The sequence below is a fragment of the Citrobacter sp. Cpo090 genome (assembly GCF_030332665.1).
In the GTDB taxonomy this organism is placed as follows: Bacteria; Pseudomonadota; Gammaproteobacteria; order Enterobacterales; family Enterobacteriaceae; genus Citrobacter; species Citrobacter portucalensis.
On sequence record NZ_JAOWHK010000025.1, the window covers coordinates 760,168 to 774,359 of the forward strand.

Here is a 14,192-nt window from a genome sequence, read left to right on the forward strand (position 1 = left end):
ATTTTTAAACACTATGTCACGTATGGATAACACAACGGCAACGCCTGCAAAAGACACAACACCGCCTTCCGTCGCGCCAAACGAGCGACGAATTGACAGTAAAACCCTGTTGGGGAAAGAAGGACGCGTGATCATAGAACATGATGGTCAGCACTACCTGCTGCGCCAGACACAAGCCGGAAAACTCATTCTGACTAAATAAACAACACATTTCGCCAGCCACCCAGGTCATACCCAGGCAGCCAGCGCTTTTCGATTTCCTAATGGAGAGTTGCTATGCCTTACCTGCACACCGCTTCCCTGCGCCCATCGCTGTTGGCGCTGGTGATTGTCAGTAACCTGCCTGCCGTCGCCCATGCGGCGGTCGAGGATATGACCGTTACCGCCACCGGCAATGCCCGTAGCGCATTTGAAGCACCGATGATGGTCAGCGTCATTGACGCCACCGCCCCAGAAAACCAAACCGCCAGCTCAGCTGCCGACCTGTTGCGTAAGGTTCCGGGCCTAACCCTTGACGGTACGGGCCGCACCAATGGCCAGGACGTGAATCTACGCGGCTACGATCGACGCGGTGTTCTGGTACTGGTTGACGGCGTTCGCCAGGGAACCGACACCGGACACCTGAACAGTACTTTCCTAGACCCGGCGCTCATCAAACGCATTGAAGTCGTGCGTGGCCCTTCCGCACTGCTGTACGGTAGCGGCGCGCTAGGCGGCGTGATCGCCTATGACACTGCAGATGCCAAAGATCTACTGGAAGTCGGGCAAAACAGCGGTTATCGCGTGTTCGGTACTGCGGCGACCGGCGATCACAGTCTCGGCATGGGCGCCAGCACGTATGGCCGTACCGATACGCTGGACGGACTGCTTGCATGGTCCAGCCGCGATCGCGGTGATTTACGCCAGAGTGACGGTACGACTGCGCCGAATGACGAAGCAATTAACAATATGTTGGCGAAAGGCAGCTGGAAAATTGACAGCGCCCAGACATTGGCCGGTTCGCTGCGTTACTACAACAATGACGCCCGGGAACCTAAAAACCCGCAGACCAGCGCGGCGGATGCCAGCAACCCGATGACCAACCGTTCAACCATCCAGCGTGATGCACAGCTGACCTACTCGCTCGCTCCAGCAGACAATGACTGGCTGAACGCTGACGCTCGTATTTACTGGTCCGAAGCGCGCATTAATGCTCAGAACGCAGATAACACCGGCGAATTTCGCAAGCAGACCACCAAAGGCGGCAAAATCGACAACCGCAGCCGCCTGTTTACCGACTCTTTTGCATCTCACCTTCTAACCTACGGCGGTGAATACTATCGCCAGGAACAACAACCGGGTGGTTCAACCACCGGTTTCCCGGAGGCAAAGATCGATTTCAGCTCCGGCTGGCTACAGGATGAAATCACCCTGCGCGACCTGCCGGTTACGCTGCTGGGCGGTACCCGTTATGACTCGTATCGCGGCAGCAGTGACGGCTATGAAGATGTCGATGCCGATAAATGGTCGTCCCGCGCCGGGCTCACCGTTGCGCCAGCCGACTGGCTGATGCTGTTCGGTTCCTACGCTCAGGCCTTCCGTGCGCCGACCATGGGCGAGATGTATAACGATGCGAAACACTTCTCGATTGGTCGTTTTTACACCAACTACTGGGTACCTAACCCTAACCTGCGCCCGGAAACCAACGAAACACAGGAATACGGATTTGGCCTGCGCTTTGACGATCTGCTGATGGCGAGCGATGCGCTCGAATTTAAAGCCAGCTATTTCGACACCAAAGCGAAAGATTACATCTCCACCAGCGTCGACTTCGCCGCTGCGACAACCATGTCCTATAACGTACCCAACGCCAAAATCTGGGGCTGGGATGTGATGGCGAAATATTCCACCGACCTGTTCAGCCTCGACATGGCCTATAACCGCACTCGCGGAAAAGATACTGACACCGGGGAATACATTTCCAGCATTAACCCGGATACCGTCACCAGCAAACTGAATGTGCCGGTTGCGCACAGCGGTTTCTCCGTAGGCTGGATCGGGACATTTGCTGACCGTTCAACACATATCAGCAACAGCTACACTAAACAGCCCGGCTATGCGGTAAATGATTTCTACGTGAGCTATCAGGGTCAACAAGCGCTGAAAGGCATGACCACCACGCTGGTACTGGGCAACGCCTTCGACAAAGAGTACTGGTCGCCGCAAGGCATTCCGCAGGATGGTCGTAATGGCAAAATTTTCGTGAGTTATCAGTGGTAATCACTTTTCCCCGGTTCGCCGGGGCAGCAATCTGGAAGGAAGAGACAATGAATCATTACACACGCTGGCTGGAACTGAAGAAAGAAAATCCTGGCAAATACGCACGTGATATTGCGGGGTTGATGAATATTAGCGAAGCCGAACTGACCTTTGCTCGCGTCGGTCATGACGCCTGGCGCTTACGTGGCGAAGTGCGCGAAATCCTCGGCGCACTGGAAGCGGTTGGCGAAACCAAATGTATTTGCCGCAACGAATATGCGGTACATGAGCAGGTTGGTACGTTTACCAATCAGCACCTGAACGGTCATGCCGGACTGGTACTCAATCCACGCGCCCTCGACCTGCGTCTGTTCCTGAATCAGTGGGCCAGCACCTTTCATATCAGCGAAACAACCGCCCATGGTGAGCGCCAGAGCATTCAGTTCTTTGACCATCAGGGAGATGCACTGCTGAAGGTCTATACCACGCCAAATACCCTCGTTGAGGAATGGGCAGCGTTGCTGACCCGTTTCATCTTTGCAGAAAACCCGCCGCTGGTGCTGCAACCTGCCAACAATTCTGCGCCTGCCGTCGTCACGGTCGACGCACAGACCGTTGATCAAGAGTGGCGAGCAATGACCGATGTCCACCAGTTCTTCGGTTTGCTGAAACGCCACGATCTCACTCGCCAACAGGCGTTTAATCTGGTTGGCGACGATCTGGCCTGTAAGGTTTCTAATAGCGCACTGGCGCAGTTACTCGACACCGCGCGTCAGGATGGCAACGAAATTATGGTTTTTGTGGGTAATCGCGGCTGCGTACAGATTTTTACCGGCGTGATTGAAAAACTGGTACCGATGAAAGGCTGGCTGAACATCTTCAACCCAACCTTTACCCTGCATCTGCTGGAAGAAAGCGTGGCCGAAACGTGGGTGACGCGCAAACCGACCGCCGATGGTCACGTCACCAGTCTGGAACTGTTTGCTGCCGACGGTACGCAAATCGCACAACTGTATGGTCAACGTACGGAAGGCGAGCCGGAGCAGACGCAATGGCGCGCACAGATTGACGCTCTGACGCCGAAAGGACTGGCTGCATGAAAAAACTGCTGACCCTGATCGCGCTGCTGCCCCTCGCGGCGCTGGCTGCGTCCGAGGAACGGGTTGTTGCCCTCGGTGGCGATGTCACCGAGATCGTATACGCACTGGGAGCACAACCCTCCCTTGTGGCGAGAGACAGCACCAGCCAGTGGCCTGCTGCGGCAACCGAGTTACCTGATGTTGGTTATTTGCGCCAGCTCAACGCCGAAGGGATCCTGGCTACCCGCCCTACGCTGGTCCTTGCCAGCACGCAGGCACAGCCCTCTTTGGCGCTAAAACAGCTTGAGCAGAGCAACATCAGGGTTGTCACGATCCCAGCAAGCAACGATCTTAACGCGATTGATGAAAAAGTTCGGGTTATCGCTGAGGCTACTCATCGGGAGGCCGACGGCGAAACGCTGCGTGCAACGTTACGTCAGGAACTGGCGACGCTCCCGTCGTCTGAACTTAATAAACGTGTGCTGTTTATTCTCAATCATGGCGGGATGACCGCGATGGCGGCGGGCCAGCAAACCGGAGCCGATGCGGCGATTCGTGCCGCAGGATTACGCAACGCGATGCAGGGCGTTAATCGCTATCAACCGCTGTCACAAGAAGGCGTCATTGCCAGCCAGCCCGATCTGGTAGTGATTTCACAAGAAGGCGTTAAGGCAATGGGTGGCGAAGCAAACCTGTGGGCGCTACCAGGACTTGCGCAAACACCTGCCGGAAGGAATAAACAGGTATTGCAGGTTGACGATATGGCGCTGTTGGGGTTTAGCGTTCGCACGCCACAGGCGATTTTGCAGCTTCGTGCTAAAGCGGAGCAATTGCCCTGATGTCCCGGCGGCTCACCTGTTCGTTGTGGATGTTGGCATTGATGCTGGTTGTAATGACGGTTCTGGCTACCGGTTTTGGCGCGTTGCGCCTGCCGGTAAGTCTGCTCTGGCGTGATGGCGATGAGGCACTGCGTCAAATCTGGCTCACGATTCGTCTTCCCCGTGTCCTGCTGGCGCTGGTGATTGGCGGCTCTTTGGCGCTCGCTGGCTGCGTGATGCAGGGGCTGTTTCGCAATCCGCTTGCAGACCCTGGATTACTGGGAATAAGCAGCGGCGCCGCCTGCGCTGTGGCCCTGTGGGTGGTGCTGCCTGTCTCTTTGCCCGCGCTGTTGATGTTGTATGCTCCAATGCTGGCCGCTTTTTTCGGCGCGCTGGCGGCAACCGTAGTGATTTTTATCCTCAGCCAACAGCGCGACGGTTCACTCTCACGCCTGCTGCTGGTCGGCATTGCCATCAACGCGCTCTGCGGGGCGGCGGTTGGCGTTTTGTCGTGGGTCAGTAATGATGCGCAACTGCGCCAGCTGTCGCTATGGGGAATGGGAAGTCTGGGGGCCGCGCAGTGGTCCACACTGTTGGCTGTCACTTCACTGACAATCCCGACAGTGCTGATCATCTGGCGACTTGCTCCGGCGCTGAATCTTCTGCAACTGGGTGAGGAAGAGGCGCATTATCTCGGCGTTGATGTACGTACAATCCAGCGTATTTTGCTGCTTTGTAGCGCATTACTGGTTGCCTCAGCCGTGGCGGTAAGCGGCGTGATTGGCTTTATCGGGTTGGTCATCCCACATTTAATACGTATGTGGCTCGGCTCAGACCATCGGGCCGTTATTCCGGGTTCCGTGCTGGCGGGCGCGTTTTTATTGCTGATTGCCGACACACTGGCCCGTACGGCGGTTGCGCCTGCGGAGATGCCGGTCGGTCTGTTGACCAGTCTTCTCGGCGCACCGTGGTTTTTATGGCTTATTTTTCGTCAGCGAGGACCGCATGGCTGAACATTTCATCGCTGAAGGGCTTCACTATCGCGTGGCTGGCAGAGCGGTAATTGACAATGTATCACTCGCTCTCGCAAAAGGTGAACTGGTGGCACTTATCGGCCCAAACGGTGCGGGAAAATCCACCCTGCTGCGCCTGCTGACCGGTTTTCTCAAACCAGCAATCGGGCGCTGCGTGCTGGCAGGCAAACCGCTCGAGGAGTGGCCTACCCAAACGCTGTCGCGGCATCGGGCGGTCATGCGTCAGCAAACGCAACTGGGATTTGACTGGCCAGTAGAGGCCGTGATCGCGATGGGTCGCGCGCCCTGGACCCAACGACCGGAACCTGAGCTTATTGCGCAGGTAATGGCGATGACCGGATGTACGCCTCTGACAGGCCGGCAATACGCCGCGCTTTCCGGCGGCGAGCAACAGAGAGTGCAGTTAGCCCGTGCGCTGGCGCAACTCTGGTGCGACGGCGCACCTCGCGGTTGGTTATTCCTTGATGAACCAACCTCCGCGTTGGATCTTTACCACCAGCAGCATCTGTTGCGCATGCTAAAAACGCTAACCGCTTCAGGAGAGCTGCATGTGTGCATTGTGCTTCACGATCTGAACCTCGCCGCACTGTGGGCAGACAGAATAGTGCTGCTGCACAACGGCAGGCTGGTATCGCAGGGAACACCTGAAACTGTGTTACAGGCCGATGATCTGCAGCGCTGGTACGGTGCTCAGGTACACGTTGGCCGACATCCGGCCAACGCCTCCCCGCAGGTATTTCTGGCCCCTTAGCTTGAACAACTCACTTCCAGCCGTTTGCCCCAGTCAGGTGGACGGCTAACATAGTCATCATCACGATCGGCAAATGGGGTACGCAACGCCTGGTGCAATCGATGCAGCTCGGCGTAATCCCCCTGCTCTGCCTGACTAATCGCTCGTTGCGCCAGCCAGTTACGTAATACCATCGCCGGATTTGCCGCCTTCATCTGTGTTTGTCTGACAGCATCGGCAATATTGTCTTGCTGAAGGCGCGAGCGATACCGCGTGAACCAGTCGTCAAACGCTGCACGGTCGATAAACTCATCACGCAACGGAGATTGCGCACTGCGCTGCTCCGTCTCGCTGAGCATGCGAAACGTTCGCGTATAGTCGCTTCTTTCCCGCGCCATCAGACTAAACAGTTCGCTAAGCAGTTCGTTGTCGTTTTTCTGCTCGCTAAAGAAGCCGAGCTTTTGCCGCATCCGCTGACCGTAGCGAGTTAACAGCGCCAGCTGGTAACTGTCCAGCGCATCATTGAGCGCCTCGACCGGGATAAATGGCGACAGGGTTTGCGCCAGACGTTGCAGGTTCCACAACGCGGCGGCCGGTTGATTATCGAAACTGTATCGCCCCTGGTTGTCAGAGTGGTTGCAGATATAATCGGGCACGTAATCATCAAGAAAACCGAATGGACCGTAATCCATCGTCAGACCCAGAATCGACATGTTGTCCGTGTTCATAACACCATGCGCAAATCCTACCGCCTGCCAGTCAGCGATTAACGTCGCTGTACGCGTGACAACATCGTTAAACCACAGCTGATACTTATCGGCTTCTTCCTCCCATTGCGGCCAGTAATGGCGAATCGCAAAGTCAGCCAACTGGCGCACTTTTTCCGGCTCCCGGCGATAGTAAAAATGCTCAAAATGACCAAACCGCATATGGCTTTGCGCCACGCGAATGAGCATCGCCCCCGCTTCGACCGTTTCGCGATAAACCGGTGTGTCGCTGGTGACAATCGACAATGCCCGCGTGGTCGGTATTCCCAGGAAGTGCATCGCTTCACTGGCCAGGCTTTCGCGAATGGTCGAGCGCAGCACGGCGCGCCCATCACCCATGCGGGAATACGGCGTGAGTCCGGCACCTTTCAGATGCCAGTCAAACGTTGCACCATCCGCGAGCTGTTGTTCGCCCAGCAGGATCCCACGTCCGTCGCCAAGCTGACCAGCCCAGACGCCGAACTGATGCCCACTATAAACCTGGGCTAAAGGCGACATCCCGGGAAGCAACGATTCACCTCCCCAAACACCTGCACCAGTCGGAATATCAAATAGCGCCGCAGGAATAGCTAATTGCTCCGCCAGCGCATCGTTATGCCAGATAAGGCGCGCGTTTTTCAGAGGGGTGGGTGAAAGCGCGGTATAGGTTGCTGGTAGTTCATCACGCCAGCGAGTGGTAAAAGACAGGGTCATAGGGCCTCCTGCCTCTAGTGTAGACTGTTAAAAGCCTGTTAAACACCAGCAAATAAAAGGGTTATATTTTAGCGAGCGAAATTATCTGCGCAGGAGGCACCGCAGGCCACAATCCTCCCTGCATGGCACTGAATCCCACAGGCAAGACGCGCTCCAGCATCTCTTGTGTATCAATTCCGCTAATGATTATTGACTCACAGCTGGGCGATAGTTGCGCCAGAATAGCCCGCATAAACGGTTCAAACGAAATATGTGCAATTCTTTGTTGAACAAAGTTTTTATCCAGCACGACGCGTTTGAACAGGCCGTCAAAAATTGCCCTTGTTGATATACCGCCAGAACCATAGTTTGTCAGGACTAATGGAAATCGCGCAGCAAGTGCGGCCAATGTTGGATTATCTTTACCTTTGTTTAACTCCGGATAGCTTTCATTAATAGTCAGCTCCAGAAATGAAAATCGTTCAACTTGTGAAGCAAATTTAGCATCTGATAATAAAGTATTAGCAATTGCCGGCGTTAAATTAATCCAGGCGGAAACTTTCCGTTGAATAAAAAAGAGTTGGCACGTTTCGATTAATTCAAGCTTTTCGGTAAATAAGCGACATTGCTCATCGTCCGACATCCGAGGTAGGACCAGGTCGGTGGGTATACGCACATCCCCATGCGCACTGACGAAATTGGTGATGATATCGACGAACTCAAGATCGCCTTTTTCGCTTCTCGCAGGAAGAAAAGAGAACTCAGAATAGTAAAGATTATCCAGTGAAACAATCATCGTGCCAGCCCCGCTGCATGGGTGTTATCCGGCATCCTGTAGCAAAGGATGGAGAAATACGTTACTGCTGATGCAAGTAGAGGCCTTTTCATTTTTCCCTTTTTAGCCGGTAAATCGAATCCTTTTTTTTAGCTTATCCTGATTATAAGCGAATATCCAGCTTTGCACTTTTTAATATCTCGGAATAAATCATATTTTTAGCAAGATACGCTCTTAATGTTCAGGGGTATTGTCTAACCAAAGGCAGAAATAAAAGTTAACTTTCAAACGGTGATGTTGAGGCTGCGCACTCGATGGCAGCCTCGGAGTTGTGGGGGGATTAAATACGTCGCGCCTGCCAAAAGTTTTTACGCCAGTAAACATTATCCAGAGACGAGCGCATCACGCCACGGCTGGTTGAAGCATGAATAAATTGATTATTGGTATCGTAAATACCGACATGCAGACCGCTTTCCCCAGACCCGGTTTTAAAGAAAACCAGATCGCCGGGCAGCAAATCGTCTTTATCAATTTCGGTACCAATCTTTGATTGTGTGCGCGTATCGCGCGGGAGTTGCAGGTCGAATTTATCGCGCATCGTCATCAAAACAAATCCAGAACAATCCACCCCGCTACGGCTCATACCACCATAGCGATAGGGAGTGCCATGCCAGGTTTGTAGCTGATCATTAAGACCGGCGATAACGGCGATAGAATCCGACAAGCGGGCATTTGGCGCAGGCGCACGATGGCTGCTGCAGCCCGCCAAAAACAATGCTGTGATTAAAAGGAGCCAAAAGCGCATTCAGTACGAATCCTCTGAATTTTATTTTTATGCTAATTTAGCGTGGAAATTATATGATTTTCAAGAACCCATTTAACTTAAGTGGTTGATATGAGCATTCTGTGCCCTTCAATATCCAAACGTCGGAAGTTGACGCCATAGGCCGCAGACAGATTGGCCGGCGTCAGTACCGCATCTCGTGAGCCACTGGCAAGTAGTTTCCCGCGTTTGAGTAGCCAGGCTTTATGCGCATGGCGTAAGGTGTGATTAAGGTCGTGGCTACTCATCACAATCGCTATGCCCTGCAAACACAGCTGACTCAACAATCGGTCCAGTGCGTTTTGTTGCGCGACGTCCAGACTGTTCATCGGCTCATCCAGCAGTAAAAGCTGACCTAATGGATTCGCTTGTGGGCAAATCTGCAGGATAACCGCAGCCAGGCGCACACGCTGCCACTCACCGCCGGAGAGTTGGTTCACGCCGCGCCCCAGTTTATCTCCCAGGCCGAGCGCATCAGCGACCTCCTGTAACAGATCGGTGCGTGCTTTGTCGGGTTGATGCAGCGTCAGAAAATGCCAGACCGGCATCGCAAACGGCGGATTTTGCTGTTGCGCAAGATAGGCTCGATATTGTGCCAGCCTGGCGGCCGGCCAATCCTCCAACGGCATATCACCAAAAATGATGCTGCCCTCGCCGTTCGTCAGACCCGCCATGCGCGCCAACAGCGTACTCTTTCCGGCACCGTTTGGTCCTACTAAATGTAGGATCTCTCCTGCTTTTATCTCACCAGAAAGCGGGCCGAGACGGGTCGATTCCGCGACATCCTGTAGCTGCATCAATCGAGACATTAGTTTGCCAGCGCCTGCTTGATGGTTTGCACCAGGATGGGATCCTCAGGCGTCATATCCGGTGAGAAACGTTGCAGCACTTTTCCATCGCGACCCACTAAAAACTTCTCGAAATTCCACAGAATATCGTCCGGGTAGAGCGGCGCACGACCTTTGCTCGCCATACGCTCGTAGAACCCACTGTCCTCTGGAGCAACGGCCGTTGGCGCGGCATCAATCAGCTTCTGATACAGCGGATGGCGTCCTTCGCCGTTGACGTCAATTTTGCTGAACATCGGGAAAGTTACACCCCATGTGGTACTGCAGTATGTTTTTATTTCCTCTTCGCTGCCCGGCTCCTGGCCCAGAAACTGATTGCAAGGAAAACCAAGAACGCTGAAGCCTTGTTGGTGCCAGGATTTCTGCAGCTTCTCCAGTTGCTCGTACTGCGGCGTCAGTCCACATTTTGAAGCAACGTTGACGATTAACAGCACATTCCCGGAATACGGCTGCAGTGAGGTAACCTCGCCGTCGATGGTCGTCACTTCTGTATCAAGGATAGTGTTTTGCATAGCATCTCCGAACAACAGGTGGATTTTCAGTTTTTAATCATAGACCGAACCAACACGTTCTAGCGCGCGGCTTTTAACAATAGCCAGATAAATACCGGTGCGCCCATGGTGGCCGTTACCACGCCGATAGGTAATTCAGCCGAGGCCAGCACCAGACGCGCGACAACATCAGCAAACAGTAATGCGATTGCGCCAGCCAACGCACAACCCGGCAGTAAAACACGGTGATCGGTGAGGCCGCACAGTCGCAAAATATGCGGGATCACAAGCCCAATAAAACCAATCGCCCCTGCCAGAGCCACGCTCACGCCGACCATCCAGCCTGTGGCAACCACCAGCAGATTGCGCCAGAACCATAATGGCAGTCCCAACTGACGTGCGGAAGTCTCTCCTAACGCCAGCATGTTCATCGGCTGCGACTGACAGCAGATCCACACCAGCACCGGAATCAACGCCACCATGAGCCAGGCCTGATGCCAGTCTACGCCACCGAAGCCCCCCATCATCCAGTACATCAGCTGTCGTAAGTCAAACGAGGTGGAGAAGTAGATAGCCCATGTCATCAGCGCGCTACAGATAATCCCCAGCGCCACCCCTGCCAGCAGCAGACGGCTGGTAGACAGATGTCGACGGGCGAAGCGTAGCAGAATAAGCGTGATAATCAGCGCCCCGGCAATGGCGCAAAGGCCCAATGCCCAGCCGGGGAGTTGCCCCTGCCCCAGCAGCACCGCCGCGATGAGCCCGACTCCCGCGCCGTTAGACACGCCTAATAATCCCGGCTCTGCGAGCGGGTTTTCAAACAGAGCTTGCATCACTGCGCCTGATAAGGCCAATGCAGCGCCTACCAGCAAAACAGCAAGGGTACGGGGAAGTCGGATTTGCCAGACGAACAGATCGCCGCGGGCGCTGAACCAGTCGCCGGGAGCGATCCATTGTTCTCCTGCGCACAAGCTTAGAATCGTTGCCAGCAGCATAAGTACTGACAGTGACAGTATCCAGCGCACGTTTCGACGCTGTTGTTGATGGGCGAAAGTCAGCATGTTTTCCATTCTGCTGAAAAGAGATGGAGGTGATTCTACGGTGCTGATTCGGTAGTTAAAAGGAAAAAGGCCGCAGAGCGGCCTTTTTAGTTATACGCGTCATCTTTTATGCCACCGGTTTGCTGGCGGCACAAAAGATTTAACATGTTGTTAAATCACTCTTCTTTCGGCGTTGCGTTTTCGACCCGACTTTTTAACTTCTGTCCGGGTCTGAAGGTCACCACGCGCCGTGCTGTAATGGGAATATCTTCGCCCGTTTTCGGGTTACGGCCCGGACGTTGATTCTTATCACGCAGATCGAAGTTACCAAAACCAGAGAGTTTTACCTGCTCACCATTTTCCAGAGCACGACGGATCTCTTCGAAAAACAGCTCGACCAGTTCTTTGGCATCCCGCTTGCTAAGCCCAAGCTTATCAAACAGATATTCTGACATTTCAGCTTTTGTAAGCGCCATAGGTTCAATCCCTCAATGATGCCTGGAATCGCTCTTTTAATGCCTCTACACATTTGGCGACGGTAGCGGCAATCTCCTCTTCTTCAAGTGTACGGCTGGTATCCTGAAGGATCAGGCTGATAGCGAGGCTCTTATAGCCCTCCGCAACACCCTTACCGCGGTACACGTCAAATAAGTTTACGCCAACTACCTGATTTACGCCAACTTTCTTACACTCGGATAAAATATCCGCAGCGGGAACGTTTTCTGCCACAACGACTGCGATATCGCGACGGTTCGCTGGGAAGCGAGAAACTTCACGCGCCTGAGGCACCACGCGGTCTGCGAGCTTATTCCACTCCAGTTCAAACACCAGAGTGCGACCGTTCAGATCCAGTTTACGTTCCAGTTCAGGATGAACAACCCCAATGAAACCAATACGTTCACCTTTCAGATAAATCGCCGCAGACTGACCCGGATGCAGTGCTGGATTCGCTTCAGCTTTGAACTGAATGTCCGCCAGTTTACCGGTCAGATCGAGAACCGCTTCCAGATCGCCTTTCAGATCATAGAAATCAACGGTCTCTTTTGCCAGATTCCAGTGTTCATCATGACGGTTACCGCAGATCACGCCAGCCAGCATCAGATCCTGGCGGATCCCGAGGTTGGCCTGCGTATCTGGCACGAAACGTAAACCCGTTTCGAAAATACGTACGCGGTTCTGCTGACGGTTCTGGTTATACACTACCGTAGACAGCAAGCCAGTCCACAGGGACAAACGCATTGCCGACATATCAATAGAGATTGGGCTTGGCAGCAGCAGCGCTTCTTCACCCGGGAGCAGCAATGACTGGACTTTCGGGTCGACGAAGCTATAGGTAATTACTTCCTGGTAGCCTTTGTCATTCAGCATGGTTTTTACACGTTTCAGCGACAAATCCGCTTCACGATGCGTACCCATGATAAGACCCGCCTGAATCGGCGTGTTCGGGATATTGTCATAACCGTATACGCGGGCGACTTCTTCGACCAGGTCTTCTTCGATTTCCATATCGAAACGCCAGCTCGGTGCGACCGCTTTCCACTCATCCTGCCCTTCCGTCACGTCACAACCCAGACGACGCAGAATGTCGCTCACCTGCTCATCCGCAATATGGTGTCCGATCAGACGGTCCAGTTTGCTACGACGAAGCGTAATGGTTGCGCGTTTTGGCAGCGTGGCTTCGTTCGTCACGTCAATGACTGGACCCGCTTCGCCGCCGCAGATATCGATCAGCAGGCGCGTTGCACGTTCCATGGCCTTATGTTGCAGAGCCGGATCGACACCACGCTCATAGCGGTGAGATGCATCGGTGTGCAGGCCGTGGCGACGCGCGCGACCGGTAATAGACAGCGGGCTGAAGAATGCACATTCCAGCAGGACGTTTTGTGTTTCATCATTCACACCGGAATGTTCGCCACCAAAGATGCCGCCCATCGCCAGCGCTTTGTTGTGGTCCGCAATCACCAGAGTATCTGCATTCAGCTTCGCTTCGCTGCCATCCAGCAATACCAGGGTCTCACCCTCTTTTGCCATACGGACAACAATTCCGCCTTCAATGCGGTCTTTGTCGAATGCGTGCATCGGCTGGCCCAGTTCGAGCAGCACATAGTTAGTCACGTCAACCACGGCATCGATAGAACGGATCCCGCAACGGCGCAGTTTTTCTTTCATCCACAGCGGGGTTGGCGCTTTGACATTGATGCCTTTTACCACGCGGCCCAGATAGCGTGGGCAGGCTTCCACGGCTTCGACCTGAATCGGCAGGACGTCGCTAATAGTCGCGGCTACAGGCGCGATTTCCGGCTCAACCAGCGGGGCTTTGTTCAGTACAGCAACATCACGCGCCACACCGATGATACCTAAGCAGTCGGCGCGGTTCGGCGTGACGCTAATTTCGATAGTGTTGTCGTCAAGCTTCAGGTATTCACGGATATCGGTGCCAATTGGCGCATCGGCTGGCAGTTCGATAATCCCGTTATGATCGTCGGAAATGCCCAGCTCGGAGAACGAGCACAGCATGCCTTCAGACGGTTCACCGCGCAGTTTTGCCGCTTTGATTTTGAAATCGCCCGGCAGAACGGCACCAACGGTTGCCACAGCCACTTTCAACCCCTGACGGCAGTTTGGCGCACCGCAGACGATATCCAGCAGACGGTCGCCGCCTACATTCACTTTGGTAACACGCAGTTTGTCAGCGTTCGGGTGCTGGCCGCATTCAACCACTTCACCCACCACAACGCCGTTGAACGCGCCGGAAACAGGTTCCACACCGTCAACTTCCAGACCCGCCATCGTGATTTGGTTTGACAGCGCATCGCTATCAATCGCCGGATTTACCCATTCGCGTAACCACAGTTCACTGAATTTCATTGTTTTATC

The 14,192-nt window shown here is 54.1% G+C and carries 14 protein-coding genes; 6 read left to right on the forward strand and 8 right to left on the reverse strand.

All coding sequences use genetic code 11. The features are described from left to right. Nucleotides 1-13 precede the first annotated feature (13 nt). The 6 genes from hemP to OGY83_RS06220 all read left to right on the forward strand — a co-directional run bounded on the left by hemP (nucleotide 14) and on the right by OGY83_RS06220 (nucleotide 5,920). The gene (gene hemP, locus OGY83_RS06195) at nucleotides 14-202 is read left to right on the forward strand and encodes a hemin uptake protein HemP (RefSeq protein WP_079938557.1); all 189 of its coding nucleotides are present in this window, start codon (nucleotides 14-16) and stop codon (nucleotides 200-202) included. 74 nt (nucleotides 203-276) lie between these two features. After that, complete coding sequence (locus OGY83_RS06200; RefSeq protein WP_286635478.1) at nucleotides 277-2,259, forward strand: TonB-dependent hemoglobin/transferrin/lactoferrin family receptor; 1,983 nt, start codon at nucleotides 277-279, stop codon at nucleotides 2,257-2,259. Between the two features lie 47 nt (nucleotides 2,260-2,306). Then, a complete protein-coding gene (gene chuS, locus OGY83_RS06205; RefSeq protein ID WP_123267040.1) occupies nucleotides 2,307-3,338 on the forward strand; it encodes a hematinate-forming heme oxygenase ChuS in 1,032 nt (343 codons plus the stop codon). Beyond that, entirely contained in the window at nucleotides 3,335-4,156 is an 822-nt protein-coding gene (locus OGY83_RS06210; RefSeq protein WP_286635479.1) for a heme/hemin ABC transporter substrate-binding protein, read from the forward strand. Before chuS ends, OGY83_RS06210 begins: the two co-directional genes overlap by 4 nt. Continuing rightward, nucleotides 4,156-5,148 (forward strand): FecCD family ABC transporter permease, encoded by a 993-nt coding sequence (locus tag OGY83_RS06215; protein WP_286635480.1) that lies wholly within the window; start codon nucleotides 4,156-4,158, stop codon nucleotides 5,146-5,148. The genes OGY83_RS06210 and OGY83_RS06215 overlap by 1 nt, the downstream gene beginning before the upstream one ends. After that, on the forward strand, nucleotides 5,141-5,920 hold the full coding sequence (locus tag OGY83_RS06220) for a heme ABC transporter ATP-binding protein (protein ID WP_286635481.1): 780 nt from the start codon (nucleotides 5,141-5,143) through the stop codon (nucleotides 5,918-5,920). Before OGY83_RS06215 ends, OGY83_RS06220 begins: the two co-directional genes overlap by 8 nt. On the opposite strand, the gene selO is transcribed toward OGY83_RS06220, so the two are convergent. The 8 genes from selO to pheT form a co-directional block, all read right to left on the reverse strand. Further along, the gene (gene selO / locus OGY83_RS06225) at nucleotides 5,917-7,359 is read right to left on the reverse strand and encodes a protein adenylyltransferase SelO (protein ID WP_286635482.1); all 1,443 of its coding nucleotides are present in this window, start codon (nucleotides 7,357-7,359) and stop codon (nucleotides 5,917-5,919) included. The genes OGY83_RS06220 and selO overlap by 4 nt on opposite strands. Before the next feature lie 61 nt (nucleotides 7,360-7,420). Then, the gene (locus OGY83_RS06230) at nucleotides 7,421-8,134 is read right to left on the reverse strand and encodes an EAL domain-containing protein (RefSeq protein ID WP_123267035.1); all 714 of its coding nucleotides are present in this window, start codon (nucleotides 8,132-8,134) and stop codon (nucleotides 7,421-7,423) included. 319 nt (nucleotides 8,135-8,453) lie between these two features. Next, the gene (locus OGY83_RS06235; protein ID WP_003836644.1) at nucleotides 8,454-8,918 is read right to left on the reverse strand and encodes an NlpC/P60 family protein; all 465 of its coding nucleotides are present in this window, start codon (nucleotides 8,916-8,918) and stop codon (nucleotides 8,454-8,456) included. Between the two features lie 77 nt (nucleotides 8,919-8,995). Continuing rightward, complete coding sequence (gene btuD / locus OGY83_RS06240) at nucleotides 8,996-9,745, reverse strand: vitamin B12 ABC transporter ATP-binding protein BtuD (protein ID WP_286635483.1); 750 nt, start codon at nucleotides 9,743-9,745, stop codon at nucleotides 8,996-8,998. Beyond that, nucleotides 9,745-10,296 (reverse strand): glutathione peroxidase, encoded by a 552-nt coding sequence (locus OGY83_RS06245; RefSeq protein WP_191212840.1) that lies wholly within the window; start codon nucleotides 10,294-10,296, stop codon nucleotides 9,745-9,747. The genes btuD and OGY83_RS06245 overlap by 1 nt, the downstream gene beginning before the upstream one ends. A 59-nt stretch (nucleotides 10,297-10,355) precedes the next feature. Next, on the reverse strand, nucleotides 10,356-11,336 hold the full coding sequence (gene btuC / locus OGY83_RS06250; RefSeq protein ID WP_003832584.1) for a vitamin B12 ABC transporter permease BtuC: 981 nt from the start codon (nucleotides 11,334-11,336) through the stop codon (nucleotides 10,356-10,358). 155 nt (nucleotides 11,337-11,491) lie between these two features. Then, nucleotides 11,492-11,791 carry an integration host factor subunit alpha gene (gene ihfA, locus OGY83_RS06255; RefSeq protein WP_003030571.1) on the reverse strand — a complete coding sequence of 100 codons (300 nt, stop codon included), beginning with the start codon at nucleotides 11,789-11,791 and terminating at the stop codon, nucleotides 11,492-11,494. A 4-nt stretch (nucleotides 11,792-11,795) separates the two neighbouring features. Further along, the gene (gene pheT, locus OGY83_RS06260; protein WP_286635484.1) at nucleotides 11,796-14,183 is read right to left on the reverse strand and encodes a phenylalanine--tRNA ligase subunit beta; all 2,388 of its coding nucleotides are present in this window, start codon (nucleotides 14,181-14,183) and stop codon (nucleotides 11,796-11,798) included. Nucleotides 14,184-14,192 lie beyond the last annotated feature (9 nt).

What these genes read in the sequence shown, in the direction of transcription:
- OGY83_RS06200 (WP_286635478.1), top strand. Translation starts at nt 277, where the DNA reads ATGCCTTACCTGCACACCGCTTCCCTGCGCCCATCGCTGTTGGCGCTG.
- btuC (WP_003832584.1), bottom strand. Translation starts at nt 11,336, where the DNA reads ATGCTGACTTTCGCCCATCAACAACAGCGTCGAAACGTGCGCTGGATA.
- OGY83_RS06245 (WP_191212840.1), bottom strand. Translation starts at nt 10,296, where the DNA reads ATGCAAAACACTATCCTTGATACAGAAGTGACGACCATCGACGGCGAG.
- OGY83_RS06230 (WP_123267035.1), bottom strand. Translation starts at nt 8,134, where the DNA reads ATGATTGTTTCACTGGATAATCTTTACTATTCTGAGTTCTCTTTTCTT.
- OGY83_RS06215 (WP_286635480.1), top strand. Translation starts at nt 4,156, where the DNA reads ATGTCCCGGCGGCTCACCTGTTCGTTGTGGATGTTGGCATTGATGCTG.
- chuS (WP_123267040.1), top strand. Translation starts at nt 2,307, where the DNA reads ATGAATCATTACACACGCTGGCTGGAACTGAAGAAAGAAAATCCTGGC.
- hemP (WP_079938557.1), top strand. Translation starts at nt 14, where the DNA reads ATGTCACGTATGGATAACACAACGGCAACGCCTGCAAAAGACACAACA.
- btuD (WP_286635483.1), bottom strand. Translation starts at nt 9,745, where the DNA reads ATGTCTCGATTGATGCAGCTACAGGATGTCGCGGAATCGACCCGTCTC.
- OGY83_RS06220 (WP_286635481.1), top strand. Translation starts at nt 5,141, where the DNA reads ATGGCTGAACATTTCATCGCTGAAGGGCTTCACTATCGCGTGGCTGGC.
- OGY83_RS06210 (WP_286635479.1), top strand. Translation starts at nt 3,335, where the DNA reads ATGAAAAAACTGCTGACCCTGATCGCGCTGCTGCCCCTCGCGGCGCTG.
- pheT (WP_286635484.1), bottom strand. Translation starts at nt 14,183, where the DNA reads ATGAAATTCAGTGAACTGTGGTTACGCGAATGGGTAAATCCGGCGATT.
- selO (WP_286635482.1), bottom strand. Translation starts at nt 7,359, where the DNA reads ATGACCCTGTCTTTTACCACTCGCTGGCGTGATGAACTACCAGCAACC.
- OGY83_RS06235 (WP_003836644.1), bottom strand. Translation starts at nt 8,918, where the DNA reads ATGCGCTTTTGGCTCCTTTTAATCACAGCATTGTTTTTGGCGGGCTGC.
- ihfA (WP_003030571.1), bottom strand. Translation starts at nt 11,791, where the DNA reads ATGGCGCTTACAAAAGCTGAAATGTCAGAATATCTGTTTGATAAGCTT.